Source organism: Thalassotalea sp. ND16A, from assembly GCF_000764205.1.
Lineage (GTDB): Bacteria > Pseudomonadota > Gammaproteobacteria > Enterobacterales > Alteromonadaceae > Thalassotalea_A.
Genome location: NZ_JQDZ01000076.1, coordinates 1 through 18477, shown reverse-complemented (window position 1 = coordinate 18477; position 18477 = coordinate 1). Strand labels below are relative to the sequence as shown.

At 46.5% G+C, this 18477-nt stretch carries 14 protein-coding genes; 7 read left to right on the top strand and 7 right to left on the bottom strand.

Features of this window, described 5'->3' with window-relative positions; translation table 11 throughout:
• Window positions 1–409: 409 nt before the first annotated feature.
• The 7 genes from gmhB to ND16A_RS07215 all read right to left on the bottom strand — a co-directional run bounded on the left by gmhB (window position 410) and on the right by ND16A_RS07215 (window position 8809).
• Window positions 410–946 carry a D-glycero-beta-D-manno-heptose 1,7-bisphosphate 7-phosphatase gene (gene gmhB, locus ND16A_RS07185; RefSeq protein WP_033078050.1) on the bottom strand — a complete coding sequence of 179 codons (537 nt, stop codon included), beginning with the start codon at window positions 944–946 and terminating at the stop codon, window positions 410–412.
• Between the two features lie 661 nt (window positions 947–1607).
• The gene (locus ND16A_RS07190) at window positions 1608–2369 is read right to left on the bottom strand and encodes an SDR family oxidoreductase (protein WP_033078049.1); all 762 of its coding nucleotides are present in this window, start codon (window positions 2367–2369) and stop codon (window positions 1608–1610) included.
• On the bottom strand, window positions 2369–3259 hold the full coding sequence (mmsB, locus tag ND16A_RS07195; protein ID WP_033078048.1) for a 3-hydroxyisobutyrate dehydrogenase: 891 nt from the start codon (window positions 3257–3259) through the stop codon (window positions 2369–2371). The genes ND16A_RS07190 and mmsB overlap by 1 nt, the downstream gene beginning before the upstream one ends.
• 770 nt (window positions 3260–4029) lie before the next feature.
• On the bottom strand, window positions 4030–5151 hold the full coding sequence (locus ND16A_RS07200) for an enoyl-CoA hydratase/isomerase family protein (RefSeq protein ID WP_033078047.1): 1122 nt from the start codon (window positions 5149–5151) through the stop codon (window positions 4030–4032).
• Window positions 5152–5196: 45 nt separating this feature from the next.
• Window positions 5197–5973 (bottom strand): enoyl-CoA hydratase, encoded by a 777-nt coding sequence (locus tag ND16A_RS07205; RefSeq protein ID WP_033078046.1) that lies wholly within the window; start codon window positions 5971–5973, stop codon window positions 5197–5199.
• Between the two features lie 91 nt (window positions 5974–6064).
• Window positions 6065–7222 carry an acyl-CoA dehydrogenase family protein gene (locus ND16A_RS07210; RefSeq protein WP_033078045.1) on the bottom strand — a complete coding sequence of 386 codons (1158 nt, stop codon included), beginning with the start codon at window positions 7220–7222 and terminating at the stop codon, window positions 6065–6067.
• A gap of 402 nt (window positions 7223–7624) precedes the next feature.
• Window positions 7625–8809, bottom strand: coding sequence for an acetyl-CoA C-acyltransferase (locus tag ND16A_RS07215; protein WP_033078044.1), 1185 nt, complete (start codon window positions 8807–8809; stop codon window positions 7625–7627).
• A gap of 248 nt (window positions 8810–9057) precedes the next feature.
• On the opposite strand from ND16A_RS07215, the gene ND16A_RS07220 reads away from it, so the two are divergent.
• The 7 genes from ND16A_RS07220 to ND16A_RS07250 all read left to right on the top strand — a co-directional run bounded on the left by ND16A_RS07220 (window position 9058) and on the right by ND16A_RS07250 (window position 17412).
• Window positions 9058–9450, top strand: coding sequence for a MerR family transcriptional regulator (locus ND16A_RS07220; RefSeq protein ID WP_052073141.1), 393 nt, complete (start codon window positions 9058–9060; stop codon window positions 9448–9450).
• A gap of 142 nt (window positions 9451–9592) precedes the next feature.
• A complete protein-coding gene (locus tag ND16A_RS07225; protein WP_033078043.1) occupies window positions 9593–10759 on the top strand; it encodes an isovaleryl-CoA dehydrogenase in 1167 nt (388 codons plus the stop codon).
• Window positions 10760–10994: 235 nt separating this feature from the next.
• Window positions 10995–12602, top strand: coding sequence for a carboxyl transferase domain-containing protein (locus tag ND16A_RS07230; RefSeq protein ID WP_033078042.1), 1608 nt, complete (start codon window positions 10995–10997; stop codon window positions 12600–12602).
• Window positions 12603–12613: 11 nt separating this feature from the next.
• Window positions 12614–13504, top strand: a complete 891-nt coding sequence (locus tag ND16A_RS07235) for an enoyl-CoA hydratase/isomerase family protein (RefSeq protein ID WP_235282130.1) — start codon at window positions 12614–12616, stop codon at window positions 13502–13504.
• 3 nt (window positions 13505–13507) lie between these two features.
• Window positions 13508–15544, top strand: coding sequence for an acetyl/propionyl/methylcrotonyl-CoA carboxylase subunit alpha (locus tag ND16A_RS07240; protein WP_033078041.1), 2037 nt, complete (start codon window positions 13508–13510; stop codon window positions 15542–15544).
• A complete protein-coding gene (locus tag ND16A_RS07245) occupies window positions 15541–16476 on the top strand; it encodes a hydroxymethylglutaryl-CoA lyase (protein WP_327144657.1) in 936 nt (311 codons plus the stop codon). The genes ND16A_RS07240 and ND16A_RS07245 overlap by 4 nt, the downstream gene beginning before the upstream one ends.
• A gap of 486 nt (window positions 16477–16962) precedes the next feature.
• Window positions 16963–17412: an REP-associated tyrosine transposase gene (locus ND16A_RS07250; protein ID WP_033078040.1), complete on the top strand. Its 450-nt coding sequence runs from the start codon at window positions 16963–16965 to the stop codon at window positions 17410–17412.
• Window positions 17413–18477: the final 1065 nt, after the last annotated feature.

Below are 18477 nucleotides of genomic sequence, written 5' to 3'. Positions count from 1 at the left end.
ACACAAATTGCATGATAACTAATTGTTAAAGAATCATAAGTTGAAAACTTATGGAAAGAGTCAGTCGCATTCGCTGCTCTTTAGTACTGTAAGGCGCGCTGTGCTTGCCTTAAGTAGGATGCGCATTCTACGCACCTCAGTTTTGATGTCAACCGTTAATTTAAAGAATTTTCAAATTAATTTGTTGTCGTTTGCAATCGAGTATTTAGTTAAATATCGTTTACAACATTAGCAAAACTGTCCTTAGCAAATCTTTCACTCTCGTAAGAAGAAGTGCCTTGGAAGTGGATGCGCATTTTAGGGGTTTTTACGCCGGGGGCAACAGCTTTTTGCAAATAAATTGAAATAAATGTTTAACTGGTTATTAATTGCACAAAACGAACTGGTTATCGGTCAATTCCACTCGCTTTTAATCGATATAAGCGATTGCTTGTTTGATATCTTCGATACGATGCGCCCAAATAGCACCGTCATCCGAGTATTTTCCACTCACTAAAATACGGTTATGGATGCCCGCATCTTGCGCCGCGGTCATATCTGAAGTTTTATCCCCAATGAAAATGCTTTGTTTTAAGTCGATGTTATGTTTTTTGGCGGCAGATAAAATCATTCCCGGTTTCGGTTTGCGACAATCACAGGCGATTTTATAAGCATCTAAACCTTTGGTTGGGTGATGCGGGCAAAAATAAACATCGGTTATGATCACTTGTTCTTTGATAAATTCGGCTTTCATCCACTCGCTTAGCTTTAAAAAGTCTTGTTCCGAATACATACCACGAGCAATTCCAGATTGATTGGTGATGACAATGATTTGCAGGCCCAGCTCTTGCGCGTAACGACAGACCTCAAAAATACCATCGACAAATTCAAACTCTTGAGGCTTATACACATAACCATGATCGACATTAATGATACCGTCGCGATCTAAAAATAATGTTCTGTTCATGTTTTTTGCTCAATTTAAATGTGGGCTAAATGCTGCTGGCTAAGTGCTACGAGCAAAAAATGCTACGGGCTAAAAAAGCTACGAGCTACGGGCAGTTGGCGGGGTTTCAACCTCGCATAATGATACGATATTGAATTTAACATAATCTTGCTATGGCTAAAAGCAAAGAAGCGAGGGGCACGGTTGGCGGGGCTTCAGCCTCGCGTCATACCGCGCAGCGATACCTAAAGCTTAGCTTCGGTAATTACGCGAGAATAAATTCCCGCCAACCAAAGGCCAAATTAACGCAATCTGCCCGAAGCTAGTGGCCGAAGCTAGGAACTAAGAACTATATAAGCCGGTTGGCGGGGCTTCAGCCTCGCGAAATACCGCGCAGCGGTACCTAAAGCTTACCTTCGGTAATTACGCGAGAATAAATTCCCGCCAACCAAGAGCCAAATCAACGCAATCGGCCCGAAGCTAGTGGCCCGAAGCTAGTGGCCGAAGCTAGGAACTAAGAACTATATAAGCCGGTTGGCGGGGCTTCAGCCTCGCGAAATACCGCGCAGCGGTACCTAAAGCTTAGCTTCGGTAATTACCCGAGAATAAATTCCCGCCAACTATATTGAAATTAACGCAACCTGCCAGAAGCTCGTAGCCTTTTAGCCCGTAGCCCTGGCTCTTACATACTTAAGCCACCGTCACATTCCACTACACGGCCAGTAAAGAAATCATTTTCAAAAATGTATTGCGCGGTATGAGCAATTTCTTCTGGTGTACCTAACCGGCCGACAGGTTTCATTTTTTCTAAACGCTCACGCATTTCTGGTTTCATCGCATCGGTCATTGCCGTTTTAATAACACCTGGGGCAATTGCACCGACACGAATACCTTGTCTTCCTAACTCACGTGCCCAGGTAACAGTCATTGCAACTACGCCGGCTTTTGCCGCAGCGTAGTTAGTTTGTCCCATGTTACCGCCACGGGCGATAGATGACATATTGATGATCACACCTTTTCTGCCGTGTTTGATCATTTGTACCGCGGCTTCCCGGCCACATAAAAACACGCCGGTTAAGTTCACATCAATGACTGACTGGAACTGAGCAAGGGACATTTTTTTGGTAATTTCACCGTCTTTTGCTTTTACAAACATGCCATCGCGTAAAATTCCGGCATTGTTGACTAAACCGTCAATACCATTAAAGTCACCAGCAATTTGTGCAAAGGTTTGCTCTATTTGTTCTTCGTTAGTGACGTTGGCTAAATAGAACTTTGCCGTGCTGCCCGCTTGTTCTACCAAACTTACCGTTTCGGCCAGCATTTCTTCGCCTAAATCGATCAATGCCAGTTTTGCGCCTTTTTTGGCAAACTCAACCGCCATGGTGCGACCTAAACCCTGGCCACCACCGGTAATTACAATTACTTTATCTTGTAAATTCATTATTTTGCCTTTTCAAACATTTTTATAATACTGCTGAAATCTTTAGCGCCATTGCCTTTACCGGCATGTAACGCAAATAAACTGCGAGCCAAAGTTCCCATCGGTGTTGCTGATTGACTTTGTACTGCAGTATCCATCGCCAAACCTAAATCTTTGGCCATCAGATCAGTCATAAAACCACCGTTATAATCATTCGACGATGGTACATTTTCCATCACACCTGGGCATGGGTTGTACACTTCTAAGGTCCAGTTTCTACCCGAGCTTTGTAACATGATTTCCGATAAGACTTTTGGATCTAAGCCATTATCCATCCCCAATTGTAACGCTTCTGATGTACCCGACATTAGAATAGCCAACAGCATGTTGTTACACACTTTCGCTACCTGGCCGGCACCATGGTCACCGGCATGGAAAATGTTTTTGCCCATGTTATCCAGTACCGGTTTTGCGGTATTAAAATCGCTTGCACTACCGCCAACCATAAAGCTTAATGTGCCGGCTTGCGCGCCACCAACACCACCAGAGACTGGCGCATCGATAAAGTTAATGCCCTTATCGCTTAGTGCTGTTGCCACTTTCACTACGGTAGTTTTATCGATAGTCGAAGAGTCGATAACTAAAGCGCCGGCTTTAATATGGTTAATTAAACCATCATCACCTAAAAACAACCCTTCAACGTGTTTGCCTGCGGGCAACATTGATACAATAAACTCGGCATCAGTAACCGTGCCAGCAACCGTATCGGCGGTAGTGGCACCTTCGGCGACTAACGTTGCCACCGCTTGTGGAAACAAATCAAACACAGCCACTTTATGACCAGCTTTTAACAGGTTAGACGCCATTGGGCCGCCCATATTACCTAAACCAATAAATGCAACATTTGCCATGGGTTTACTCCTAAGTTTGTTAAATCGTTATAATTTTTTAAGGTCGGCTTTAACCTGCCAACCCTATTGTGTTGTTAAAGCTTCGGCTGCTGGCTACTAGCAACTAGCTTCTGGCAGTCTGCGAATATAATAGCTACTGGCTTCGGGCTAATAGCTGCTGGCAGACTGCGTTAATTTCAATATTGCTTACGGTCCAAACTATCTGCTCGTAGCTCGTAGCCTTTTATGCCCGCAGCCTTCTTATACTCGCAGCCTTCTTATTTTCGTTACCGCGTTGCGCTAATTACGCGAGGTTAAAACCCCGCCAACCCTGCCCGCAGCTCGTAGCATTTTATTGCCCGTAGCTTTTTTTTAGTTACCGCGTTGCGCTAATTACGCGAGGTTAAAACCCCGCCAACCCTGCCCGTAGCTCGTAGCTATTTTATTGCCCGTAGCTTTTTTTTAGTTACCGCGTTGCGCTAATTACGCGAGGTTAAAACCCCGCCAACCCTGCCCGTAGCTCGTAGCATTTTATTGCCCGTAGCTTTTTTTAGTTACCGCGTTGCGGCAATTACGCGAGGTTAAAACCCCGCCAACCCTGCCCGCAGCTCGTAGCATTTTTATTGCCCGTAGCTTTTTTTTAGTTACCGCGTTGCGGCAATTACGCGAGGTTAAAACCCCGCCAACCGGTTTCGTTACGCGTTGCTATCTGCCCGCAGCTCGTAGCATCTTTTTTGCCCGTTGCCTTCTTTTTCTCGTAGCATTCTTTTGCTTTTAGCCCGTAGCTTTTTTTACCCTAAACCTGCTAACGGATGCTCACTCTCACTCCAGTTTGAAGTGAAGAACCAGTCGATAACGTCTTGATCGACACTGGCAACATCGGCAAACGCCCAGTTCGGCTTATTGTCTTTCTCAATCAATAATGCGCGTACGCCTTCTTTAAACTCTCCATATTCACCACATTTAGTGGAAATGGTCAGTTCAAGACGAAAACAATCGGCTAACGATAAATTTTTACCGGTCTGAATTTGACGGTAGGTTAACTGCGCACTTAAGGCACTGCCATGGGCAAGTGATTTTTGTGCTCGGTTAAACCATTTATCTTCAACCTCAATGGCGGCAATATGCTCGACAATGGCGGTCAATGTTTCGTGTGCGGTAACGGTATCAATTAATTCCTGATGCTGTTGCACGTTCGATAGTGCCATGCTGGTAATGGATGCTTGCTCGCATTCCACCAATACGGCAGATAACTTTTCATGATTAAGGGCAACAGTATCGCCCCACTTTACCGTAACCAACTTATCAATAACTTCGCCTTTTTTATCATTATTGACGAAATGATCGGCTAATTGGGTATATTTGGCATCGGCCGCATTGATAGATGCGCCGGTTAAGCCTAAAAACAAGCCACAATTGTTCGGCATTTTATTTAAAAAATAGGTACCACCAACATCAGGGTACAAGCCGATGCTGATTTCCGGCATGGCAATGCGGGTATTTTCGGTAACCACGCGGTGCGAGCCACCGGCCATTAGACCTAAACCGCCCCCCATAACAATACCATTGCCCCAGATCACAATCGGCTTTTGGTAGGCGTGAATTAAATGATCTACCTGGTATTCATCTTTGAAAAACTCTTCAATAGCAGGCGCTTTATCGCCGTTATTTACCGGTAAATTATTATATAAATGCACAATATCGCCACCGGCACAGAAGGCTTTTTCACCGGCACCTTGTAAAAATACCAGGGCAATATTGTTATCTGCTTGCCAAGCCACTAATTGTGGGTACAGGGCTTTCACCATGTCGTGACTTAACGCATTTAATGAGCGCTCAGAATTTAATGTGGCAAGGCCAATACTCTTACCATTCGCGCAACTGATTTCTTCAAATAATACAACTTCAGACATAATCAATTTTTACCTTACCTGTTACCTTAATTATTCGGTTAACCACTATTCATTTAGCCAAATGGGCTTACGTTTTTCTAAGAATGCGTTCACCCCTTCGCTTTGATCTTTTGAATCAAACAAATCAACAAAGGCGGCACGCTCAATTGGCAATGCTTTGCTAATTGGCATAGAGCGGTTCATTTGGATCAGCTCTTTACAGGCTGCTACCGCAACCGGACTTTGGCGAGCCACTTTGCCAGCCAGGGCAATCGCTGCATCTTTTGCTGCGCCTTTGGCCACCACTTCTTCGACCAAACCAATGCGCAGTGCCGTTGCCGCATCAACCCGTTCGCCACATAAAATCATCCGTTTGGTCCAGCCTTCGCCAACCAATAGATGCAAGTTTTGCGTGCCACCGGCACATGGCAATAAACCAACCGAGGCTTCCGGCAACGCCATGTTGGCGTGCTCTTCGGCAATGCGCAGATCACAGGCCAGCGCCACTTCCAAACCGCCACCCATCGACCAGCCGTTAATGGCGGCAATCGACACACCCCGAAACGATGATAATGTTTCAAACGCCTGACCAAATAAATTAGACATTAGTGTAGCCGTCTCTTTATCGCCATCGGCAAAAAGATTTAAATCAGCGCCCGCCGAAAAGAACTTTTCACCGCCGCCAGTAAGCACGAGTGCGTAAATGTCTTTGTCCTGATTCAGCTGTTCAACCATAGTGGTTAACGCTGACAAGCTTTCTACCGTCCAGGTATGGGCCGGTGGGTTATTGAAGGTAATTACCGCAGTATTACCGGTTTTTTCAAGTTGTAATAAATCTGTCATCGTATTCTCTACATATTCTTGTGAAGCACAGGGTTGTGTTGCTTGGCTCGTTTATAAAATTTATTTTATAAACTTATTTTAGAAACGAAGTTTATAAAATCTGGCCTGCACCTTCGGTTAACAAACGACGCGATACAATAAGACGCATGATCTCATTGGTGCCTTCTAAAATCTGGTGTACCCGTACATCTCTGAAATGACGCTCTAACGGGTACTCTTTGATGTAACCGTAACCGCCATGAATTTGCAGCGCCGCATCACATACTTTAAAACCAACATCGGTGGCAAACTGTTTTGCCATGGCACAATAGGCGGTTTTTTCCGGATCGTTGTTGTCTAATTTAAACGCCGCCAAGCGTACCATTTGACGCGCCGCGACTAATTCTGTCGCCATATCGGCAAGTTTAAACTGCATCCCCTGAAATGCGGCAATCGGCTTACCAAATTGCTCACGCTCTTGCATATAAGTCATCGCCGTATTTAATGCTTGTTGCGCGGTACCAATAGAACAAGTGGCAATATTAATGCGACCGCCGTCTAAGCCTTTCATCGCGATGGCAAAACCTTCGCCTTCATTGCCCAATAAGTTGGCAACCGGGATGCGAACATCTTCAAAGGTAATTTGTCGTGTCGGCTGCGCGTTCCAGCCCAGTTTTTCTTCGGCTTTGCCGTAAATAACACCGGCAGCATTGGCGGGTATAACCACGGCAGAGATGCCTTTAGCACCAGGACCACCGGTGCGCACCATTGCAATTAATACGTCGGTATCGCCTGCACCCGAGATAAACACTTTCGAGCCGTTGATCACATATTCATCACCATCTTTTTTACAAGAGGTACGAAGTGATGCCGCATCGGAGCCGGCGCCTGGCTCGGTTAAACAATAAGAAGCAAGTTGCTGGCCTGACACTAAACCGTCACACCACTGGTTTTTCACGGCTTCAGTGCCCCAGGTGGCGACCATCCAGGTGGCCATGTTATGAATGGTGATCATTGCCGTGGTGGCGGTACAGCCCATCGCAAGCTGTTCAAAAATAATGGAAGAATCGAGACGTGATAAACCTAAGCCACCGGCATCTTCAGGGCTGTATAAACCACAAAAACCCAGCTCTCCGGCTTTGGCAATGACGTCTTTGGGAAATATGTGTTCGCTGTCCCATTTAGCCGCATGCGGGGCAAATTCAGCTTGCGCAAATTGACTGGCCATTTCGGCAAACATTTGCTGATCTTCAGATAAGTTGAAATTCATCGTTAATTCCTGAAATTGAATATTAGGAACTGGGAACTAGGAACTAGCACCTTAATCCTTATACCTTGATACCTTGATACCTTGATACCTTGATACCTTGATACCTTGATACCTTGATACCTTGATACCTTAATACCTTGATACCTTGATACCTTAATACCTTGATACCTTGATACCTTGATACCTTGATACCTTAATACCTTGATACCTTGATACCTTGATACCTTAATACCTTAATACCTTAATACCTTAATACCTTGATACCTTGATACCTTGATACCTTAATACCTTGATACCTTGATACCTTGATACCTTGATACCTTAATACCTTGATACCTAATATTATATTTAATCTATAAAACAAAAACCGCAGCACAGGCTGCGGTTTATTCCGTAATTTGTTTAAAGCATCTCTATGGCGATGGCTGTGGCTTCACCACCACCGATACACAGTGAGGCGACACCTTTTGATAAGCCGCGTTGTTTTAACGCGTGAATAAGAGTCACCATAATACGGGCACCACTGGCGCCAATTGGATGGCCCAAGGCACATGCACCACCGTGTACGTTTACTTTTTCGCCATCAAGCCCTAATTCTTTAATCGCCAGCATAGTCACCATGGCAAACGCTTCGTTGATTTCAAATAAATCAACGTCTGCTTTAGTCCAGCCAATGCGGGCGAATAATTTATTCATCGCGCCTACTGGTGCTACGGTAAATTCGGCTGGTTTCTGCGCATGGTTGGTATGGCCAACCACTTTACATAATGGGGTTAAACCGCGTTTTTCAGCTTCCGATGCGCGCATCATTACCATTGCTGCAGCACCATCTGAGATAGAACTTGAGTTGGCCGCGGTGATCGTACCGTCGCGTTTAAAGGCAGCACGTAATGAAGGAATTTTTTCCGGGCGAGCATTGCCAGGTTGTTCATCGGTATCAACCGTGACATCGCCACGACGAGTTTTATAAGTTACCGCAGTGATCTCTTCTTTAAAGTGGCCATTGTCAATGGCGGCATTGGCTTTGTTTAATGAAGCAATCGCAAACGCATCCATGTCTTCGCGGGTAAACGCCACATCATCGGCCGTGTCCTGAGCAAAACAGCCCATGGCAACGCCGTCATAGGCATTTTCTAAACCGTCAAGCATCATGTGATCTTGCACCTGACCATGGCCCATGCGCATACCGCCGCGAGCTTTTGCTAACATATAAGGCGCTTGTGACATGCTTTCAAAACCACCGGCAACGGCAACATCAATAGAGCCTGCCGCTAATGAGTCGTAAGCGTTCATGGCCGCTTTCATGCCTGAACCACACACTTTCGATACCGTTGAACATACCGTGGATAATGCTAAATCGGCACCTAACGCCGCTTGTCTTGCTGGCGCCTGTTTTAACCCGGCGGCCAATACACAGCCCATAACCACTTCATCGATTTGATCGTTGGCAAGGTTGGCCTGACTTACGGCCGCGCGAATGGCTTGTGCCCCTAGCGTTGGTGAAGTTACGTCGCTAAGCGCGCCCATAAACCCACCCATAGGTGTTCTGACGGCGGAAACGATTACGATAGGATCTGATAATGACATGCGATTTGCCCTTTTTTAACTATAATTAACTGCCAATAGAGTACATCACTTTCTAACTTTACGCCAACGTCAACCAAATACTTAATTAACCACGAAAACGGCTATAGTGTACAAAAATATAGACAAAGCTGCACTGACAGAAAGTAAAGATAGGTTGCCAGCAATCAAATATACGCATTCTAAGTTTACCTTTACGTAAACTTCATCTTTGTCTATACTCATTGCAAATTTTAATTTATATCGATGCTATGGTTACTCAGAAAACAGCAACATTTTCCATTGGCGATTTGGCCAGAGAGTTTGATATTACGACACGTAGCATACGTTTTTATGAAGACGAAGGGCTATTGTTGCCGATGAGAAAAGGCCAAACTCGCATTTATAACCGCAGAGATCGGGTGCGGTTAAAGCTGATTTTACGCGGTAAACGCTTAGGCTTTACCTTAGCCGAAACCGGTCGCTTGTTTGAACTTTATGACGTGGATAAAACCAATACCAGTCAGTTAGCAACCATTAAGCAATTAATTTCAGATAAAAAAAGCGCATTAAAACAACAGTTAGACGACATCAAAGTGGTATTGATGGAGTTAGATACATTAGAAAAACGCTGTGAAACAGCACACCAAGAATTAAACCAGTAACTAAACCAGTAACTAAACCAGTAACTAAAACAGTACCAAAAACAGTACCAAAAACATTAGTGAAATGAGCTGAGCTCGGGATAACCCTACTCGTTAACCCAGACGCCAGCCAGATAAACAAATTACATTTAAGGATCAGACAATGATTTCAAGCTTCTCAAGTTTAAACTTTAATTTAGGCGAAACCGTAGACATGATCCGCGATCAAGTTAACGCGTTTGCCCGTGACGAAATAGCGCCACGTGCCGAACAAATCGATATTGATAACGAATTTCCCAATGACTTATGGCGCAAATTTGGTGACATGGGCTTATTAGGCATGACCGTTGCCGAACAATACGGTGGCTCAGACCTTGGTTACCTGGAGCACATGGTAGCAATGCAAGAGATCAGCCGCGCCTCGGCTTCGGTTGGTTTGAGTTATGGCGCTATGTCTAACCTATGTTTAAACCAGTTGAGCAAAAATGGCTCGCATCAACAAAAATTAACGTACTTGCCAAAACTCTGCAGCGGTGAACACATTGGCGCATTAGCAATGAGTGAGCCAAATGCCGGCTCTGATGTGGTGAGTATGAAACTTAAAGCCGAGAAAAAAGGCGACAAGTACGTGTTAAACGGCAACAAGATGTGGATCACCAACGGTCCAGATGCGAACGTTTACATCATTTACGCTAAAACTGACACCAGCGCCGGCTCTAAAGGCATTACCGCGTTTATTGTTGAGCGTGATTACCCAGGTTTTTCTCGTCATCAAAAACTCGATAAATTAGGCATGCGTGGTTCCAACACCTGTGAACTGGTATTCCAGGACTGTGAAGTGCCGGCAGAAAACATTTTAGGCGAAGAAGGCAAAGGCGTGCGGGTATTGATGTCTGGCTTAGACTACGAGCGCTTAGTACTTTCTGGCGGCCCGTTAGGCATTATGGACGCGTGTATGGACTTGGTTGTGCCCTACATTCATGACCGTAAACAATTTGGTCAATCCATTGGTGAATTCCAGCTGGTACAAGGCAAAATCGCCGACATGTACACCCAAATGAATGCCGCTAAATCGTATGCCTATATGTGTGCTATGGCAGCCGATCGTGGCGAAACCACAAGAAAAGACGCAGCAGCGGTAATTTTATACTCAGCCGAGCTGGCAACCAAAATGGCACTGGATGCGATCCAGTTGTTAGGTGGCAATGGTTACATCAACGAATTCCCGGCAGGCCGTTTATTACGAGATGCTAAACTTTATGAAATTGGTGCCGGTACGTCAGAAATTCGCCGCATGCTAATTGGCCGCGAGTTATTTAACGAGTCGTAGGAAAGGACCGAGGTACAAGAGACGAGGTACAAGAGACGAGGTACAAGAGACGAGGTACAAGGTACAGGCAGAATGTTTGATGGTAAAAGAGTGTTTTAAATTCTTTAACCATGATTTATAAAAATCTGCTTTGTATCATGATCAGTTCCTCATTTCTAATGCCTCACTGCCTGTACCTTGTACCTTGTACCGCGTACCTAATAGTCGAAGACTGTAGAGAATTTAAGGACCCCCCGTGGCAAAATTAATCAGTAAAATAAATACCCGTAGTCAGGAATTTGCCGACAACACTGCGCATATGCAAGCGCAGGTTAACGATTTAACTGCAACCCTTGAGACCATTAAACAAGGTGGCGGTGACAAATCTCGCGCAAGGCATTTAAGTCGAGGCAAGTTATTGCCCAGAGACCGGGTTTATCACCTGCTTGATCCCGGCTCGCCGTTTTTAGAGTTTTCACAACTGGCAGCAATGGATGTGTACAGCGCCAATGTGCCGGCAGCCGGCATTATTACCGGCATTGGCCGGGTCAGTGGTCAGGAATGTGTGATCATCGTCAACGATGCGACGGTAAAAGGCGGCACCTATTTTCCGCTTACTGTGAAAAAACACATCCGTGCGCAAACCATCGCGCAAGAAAATAACCTGCCGTGTATTTCGCTGGTCGACTCAGGTGGCGCCAATTTACCGAATCAGGATGAAGTATTCCCCGACCGAGAGCATTTTGGCCGTATCTTCTTTAACCAGGCCAATATGTCGGCGCAAAACATTCCGCAAATTGCCGCGGTAATGGGCTCTTGTACTGCCGGTGGTGCCTATGTGCCAGCGATGGCCGATGAATCGATTATCGTCAAAGAGCAAGGCACTATTTTCCTTGCCGGTCCGCCGCTGGTTAAAGCTGCCACCGGTGAAGTGGTCAGCGCAGAAGATTTAGGTGGTGCCGACGTGCATTGTCGCACTTCAGGGGTTGCCGATCATTACGCGCAAAACGATCACCACGCCTTACAGCTGGTGCGCCAGTCGGTCGCCAATTTAAACCGCATTAAGCCACAGCAAATGGCGATCAAAGAGGTGGTTGAACCGGATTATGATACCGACGAAATTTACGGCATCATTCCCAAAGATGCGCGCCAGCCCTACGATGTGCGCGAAATTATCGCCCGTATTGTCGATGGCAGTAACTTTGATGAATTTAAAGAGTTGTATGGCACCACCTTAGTCTGTGGTTTTGCCAACATCTTCGGTTACCCGGTGGGCATAGTCGCCAACAACGGTATTTTATTTGCCGAGTCGGCGCAAAAAGGCGCACACTTTATCGAGCTTTGTGCGCAACGTAAAATTCCTTTGGTGTTTTTACAAAACATCACCGGCTTTATGGTGGGTAAGCAATACGAAGCCGGCGGTATTGCCAAGCACGGCGCCAAAATGGTTACCGCGGTTGCCACCGCGCAAGTTCCAAAATTTACTATATTGATTGGTGGCAGCTTTGGCGCCGGTAATTACGGCATGTGTGGCCGGGCCTACGATCCGCGTTTCTTATTCATGTGGCCCAATTCCCGTATTTCGGTAATGGGTGGCGAGCAGGCTGCTGGGGTATTGGCACAGGTGAAACGCGATCAAAAAGACAAGGCCGGCGAGCAGTGGTCAGCCGAGCAGGAAAGCAGCTTCAAGCAACCTATCGTTGACGAATACGAAAAGCAAGGTCATCCCTATTATGCCTCGGCCCGGTTGTGGGATGATGGCGTTATCGATCCGGCCCAAACTCGTCAGGTATTGGGTTTATCAATTTCTGCCGCCCTGAATAAAACCATTGAAGAAACACGCTTTGGCGTGTTCAGAATGTAATAGGCGCGCGAATGGAAACTAGCAATATGAAACATAGCAATGGCGAAAACACCAGTGCACAAAATACCGGTGCAAAAGGTGCAAAAGCTGCAGAGAAAGTGCAAGTTAGCATCGATCAACGTGGGGTTGCCACCGTCACCCTGAACAACCCCGATAAACACAATGCTTTTGATGACAGTATTATCGAAAGCTTAACCCGGGCGTTCAGCGAGATCGGCAACAACGATAACTTACGGGTCATGGTACTGGCGTCGAATGGCAAAAGCTTTTCGGCCGGCGCCGACTTAGGCTGGATGAAACGCATGGCGACTTACAGTTATGACGAAAATCTGAAAGATGCCAACGCTTTAGCAATTATGCTGAAAACGTTAAACTTTTTAAACAAGCCAACTATCGCCAAAGTACAAGGAGCGGCCTTTGGTGGCGCCGTAGGTTTGGTCAGTTGTTGCGATATTGCCATTGCCAGTAACAAAGCCAGCTTTTGTTTATCGGAAGTAAAACTGGGGTTAATTCCCGCCACCATCAGCCCGTATGTGGTAAATGCCATGGGCTTAAAAGCCTGTCGACGTTATTTTCAAACGGCCGAACGATTTTTTGCCGATAAAGCATTACACCTTGGCCTGGTAGACGAAGTGACCGACGTGGATAATTTAACCGTTGAAGTAGAAAAAGTGATCACTGCGCTGCTCGCCAATAGCCCGGCGGCAGTAAAACAAGCCAAGCAACTGGCCTTTGATGTCGCTTATCAAACCGTAGATGATGAGCTGTTACAAGATACCAGTGAGCGCATTGCCGCCATTCGCGTGTCACCTGAGGGCCAAGAAGGCCTGACCAGCTTTTTTGAAAAACGCCCGGCCGCCTGGCGGGCCAGCAACGCAACCGCTAGCAGCGATAAGGAATAATAAATGTTTACTAAAATTTTAATAGCGAATCGTGGTGAAATTGCCTGTCGAGTGATCAAAACGGCGCGTGCCATGGGCATTTTAACCGTGGCGGTATATTCCGATGCCGATGCCGACTCGTTACATGTAACCATGGCCGATGAAGCCGTTTACATTGGCCCGTCCCCCTCGCGTGAAAGTTATTTATTGGGCGACAAAGTGATTGCCGCGGCAATTCGCACCGGCGCGCAAGCCATTCATCCGGGCTACGGATTTTTATCGGAAAACGCCGACTTTTGTAATAAGTGTGCCGACAGCAATATTACCTTTATCGGCCCACCGGTACCGGCCATTGAAGCGATGGGCTCAAAGTCTGCGGCGAAAAACATCATGGAACAAGCCAACGTGCCTTTAGTGCCGGGCTATCATGGTGAAGATCAATCGGCAGCCATCATTAAACAAGCCGCCGATGCCATGGGCTATCCGGTATTATTAAAAGCCACCGCCGGTGGTGGTGGTAAAGGCATGCGCCAGGTGTGGTCAGAAGCCGAATTCAATGAAGCGCTAGCCGCAGCCAAACGTGAATCATTATCGTCGTTTGGTGATGACACTATGCTGGTAGAAAAATACCTTACCCAGCCGCGCCATGTTGAAATACAGGTATTTTGTGATAACCATGATAACGCCGTGTATTTGTTTGAACGTGATTGTTCGGTGCAGCGCCGTCACCAAAAAGTGATTGAAGAAGCGCCGGCCTTTGGCATGAGCGAAGAACTGCGCAAGCAAATGGGTGAAGCGGCCATTATGTCGGCCAAAGCCATCGGCTATCAAGGCGCCGGTACGGTTGAATTCTTACTCGATGTCGACGGTTCCTTCTACTTCATGGAAATGAACACCCGCTTGCAGGTAGAGCACCCGGTAACGGAAATGATCACCGGACAAGACTTGGTCGAGTGGCAATTACGAGTTGCCGCTGGCGAAACCTTACCGCTGAGCCAGGAGCAGTTAACCATTAACGGCCATGCCTTTGAAGCGCGAATTTATGCCGAAGATCCAAACAACGACTTCTTGCCGGCAACCGGTAAACTGGCGTTCTTGCAACCGCCGGTGGAAAGTGAGCATGTGCGCATCGACACTGGGGTAAGACAAGGCGATGAAGTGAGCGTGTTTTACGATCCGATGATCGCCAAATTAATTGTCTGGGATGAAAACCGGGATAAAGCACTACAACGGTTAAGCAAAGCGTTAATGGAATATCGGATTAAAGGGGTCACCACCAATATCGACTTCCTCTATAACTTAGCCACCTCTAAACCTTTTATCAATGAAGACATAGATACCGGCTTTATCGACAAGCATCACGACTTAATTTTTCATGATGACGAGCTGTCCTTGATCAATGATTTACCCATTGCGGCGCTATATTTAGTGCTGGCGCAAAGCTCTAATGCCAACATGCACAGCAATATTAACGACCCACATTCGCCATGGAACGCCAGTAACGCCTGGCGTTTAAATGAAGCGCATGTGCACAGCTTTGGTATTGATTACAATGAGCAAACTTACCCGGTATGCGTTGAAGAGCGTCGCCAGGGCAGCGCCATTCATTATTTGATCACCATCGATGGCAACACCGTTGATTGTCAGGGCCGTATTGACGCCAATACCTTATTTACCAACATCAACGGCTACATGTCAAAGGCGATGATCGGGGGAAACAACGGCCAGTTCAGTTTATTCAAACAAGATGGCGTCATTCATTTTAATCGCACCGAAATTGATCTTGGTGAGCAAAATACCGACAGCTCTGCCGGCGGCTTAAACGCGCCAATGAACGGCACTATGGTAACCTTGCTGGTTGAGTTAAATGAAATGGTAGAAAAAGACCAACCGCTGCTGATCATGGAAGCGATGAAAATGGAGCACACCATCAGAGCGCCAGCGCACGGCAAAGTCACCGAGTTTTATTTTAATGCCGGTGATATGGTTGACGGTGGCGCAGAATTGTTAGCGTTTGCCGCAGAAACTGGTACTGCTACTAGCGACGAGGCTGAATCATGATGACCATAGTAACCGCAACTACTGAGAGTTTATTGCCCGGAGACGTCAAAATTGTGGAAGTAGGCCCCAGAGATGGCTTGCAAAACGAAGCCACGCTGATCGGCGCGATGGATAAAATCGCGTTAATCGAGCAACTTGCCGATGCCGGCGTAAGTTACGTTGAAAGTGGCAGTTTTGTCTCACCGAAATGGGTGCCGCAAATGGCGACATCTACCGAGGTATTTAATGGCATCAAGCGCCAGCAAAACGTCACTTACGCCGCACTGACGCCAAACTTAAAAGGCTTTGAAGCTGCGGTGGCGGTAAATGCCGATGAGGTCGCCATCTTTGGCGCCGCCTCAGAAAGCTTTAGCCAAAAAAACATTAACTGCTCTATCGATGAATCGTTAGCGCGTTTTGTCCCGGTGATCGCAGCGGCAAAAGCGCAAGGCTTAAAGGTACGCGGTTACGTGTCTTGTGTGGTCGGTTGTCCGTACGAAGGTGACATTGCGCCCGAGCAAGTGGCAATGGTGGCGAAAAAATTGTTTGATATGGGCTGTTATGAGATATCGCTGGGCGACACCATTGGCGTCGGCACACCACAAAGCGTAAAGCAGATGTTAGCCGCGGTTAACCAATACGTGCCAATAAATAAACTGGCGGTGCATTTTCATGACACCTATGGGCAAGCACTTACTAACATTTATACCGCGTTAAACCTTGGCGTCAGCGTTGTCGACTGCGCCGTTGCCGGCCTTGGCGGCTGCCCTTACGCCAAAGGCGCATCAGGCAATGTTGCCACCGAAGACGTGGTTTACCTGTTAAACGGGTTAGGCATTAACCACGGCATCAATTTTGACAAACTGCTACACGCCGGCTGGTTCATCAGCGACAAACTCGGCAAAGCCCCGATCTCAAAAGTCTCCAACGCGATGCGCGCAAAGTTAAAATAACCCCCTCCCCCGCAAAACCAAAACCGGTTGGCGGGGTTTCTAACCTCGCGTAATACCGCAGGCTCCCTGGTTGGCGGGGTTTCAACCTCGCGTAATACCGCAACGCGGTAAAAAACCCTTACTAGCTAAGCCACCGCCATCACGCGAGAATGAATTCCCGCCAACCAGATACCTGCCTTCAGGCCTTCCTTGACTCCTTGATTCCTTGATTCCTTGACTCCTTGATTCCTTGACTCCTTGATTCCTTGACTCCTTGACTCCTTGATTCCTTGACTCCTTGATTCCTTGATTCCTTGACTCCTTGATTCCTTGATTCCTTGACTCCTTGATTCCTTGATTCCTTGACTCCTTGATTCCTTGATTCCTTGACTCCTTGATTCCTTGACTCCTTGATTCCTTGACTCCTTGACTCCTAAATCCTTCCTACCCTCCCGCCAAAACCTAACCTATACTTAGCAAACACTCATTAGTTAAAAGGATTTAACAATGCCAACTCAAGACTTATCAAAAAACCGCATTTCATCGGAAAATCAGATCTATCATTTAGTCGCAACCACCCATAAACGCATGCCCGTTTTTGACAACTTTCTTGCCGCGAGAATCATCATTAACGAAATGAAAGCCCTAAATGAGCAAAATATCCTGTCATCACTAGCCTGGGTGGTAATGCCCGATCACCTGCATTGGTTGATACAGTTAAATGGTAATCATCAATTAAGTCAGATAATGAAAAAATTGAAAGGCAGTTCCGCTAGCAAAATTAACAAAACCTTAAAGCAAAAAGGAAAGTTGTGGCAGCAAGGCTTTTATGAACATGCCATCAGACATGATGAAAGTTTAAAAAGAACGGCAAGATACATAGTCGCCAACCCGTTAAGAGCCAAGTTGGTCACCAGCGTTACACATTACCCTCATTGGGATGCTATTTGGTTATAAGGTTGGCGGGGTTTCTAACCTCGCGTAATACCGCAGCGCGGTACCAAAGGGCTTACCTTCCGGTAATAACGCGAGAATAAATTCCCGCCAACCAAAGACAAAACCAAACGGTTGGCGGGGTTTTCAACCTCGCGAAATACCGCACCGCGGTACCTACCCCTTGGCTACGCCATAACGCGAGAATAAATTCCCGCCAACCAAAGACAAAACCAAACGGTTGGCGGGGTTTTTAACCTCGCGAAATACCGCGCAGCGGTACCTACCCCTTGGCTACGCCATAGCGCGAGAATAAATTCCCGCCAACCAAAGACAAAACCAAACAGTTGGCGGGGTTTTTAACCTCGCGTTATACCGCGCAGCGGTACCTAAACCCTTGGCTACGCCATAACGCGAGAATAAATTCCCGCCAACCAAAGACAAAACCAAACGGTTGGCGGGGTTTTCAACCTCGCGTAATACCGCGCAGCGGTACCTACCCCTTGGCTACGCCATAACGCGAGAATGAATTCCCGCCAACCAAAGACAAAACCAAATGGTTGGCGGGGTTTCTAACCTCGCGTAATACCGCAACGCGGTAACTAACCCCTTGGCTACGCCATAACGCGAGAATGAATTCCCGCCAACCAAAATCGCTAACGCCTCCCTTGGTTGGCGGGGTTTTTAACCTCGCGTTATACCGCGCAGCGGTACCTTCCTTGCCCCCTTGATTCCTTGCTACCTTGAATCCTTAACACCTGCCCTTCTAACTTTCTAACTTTCTAACTTTCTAACTTTCTAACTTTCTAACTACCACTTCCCCTAATAACGCGAGAATAAATTCCCGCCAACCAAAACCTGATCCTCTTAGATCGCAAAAAATTTCTCTTACCCCTTTACAGCTCGGCGTTTATCAAACATTATTAAATCATAAGATCAATAACTCTCATGCTGTATTAGTTTGACGTGGTTTAATGGATTCGACTACCCCAGTTAAGAGATAATAGACTTAACTGGAGAAAAAAAATGACAGCACGTAAAAAATATTCAAAAGAATTTAAGCTTGATGCAATAGCATTAGTCGTTGAA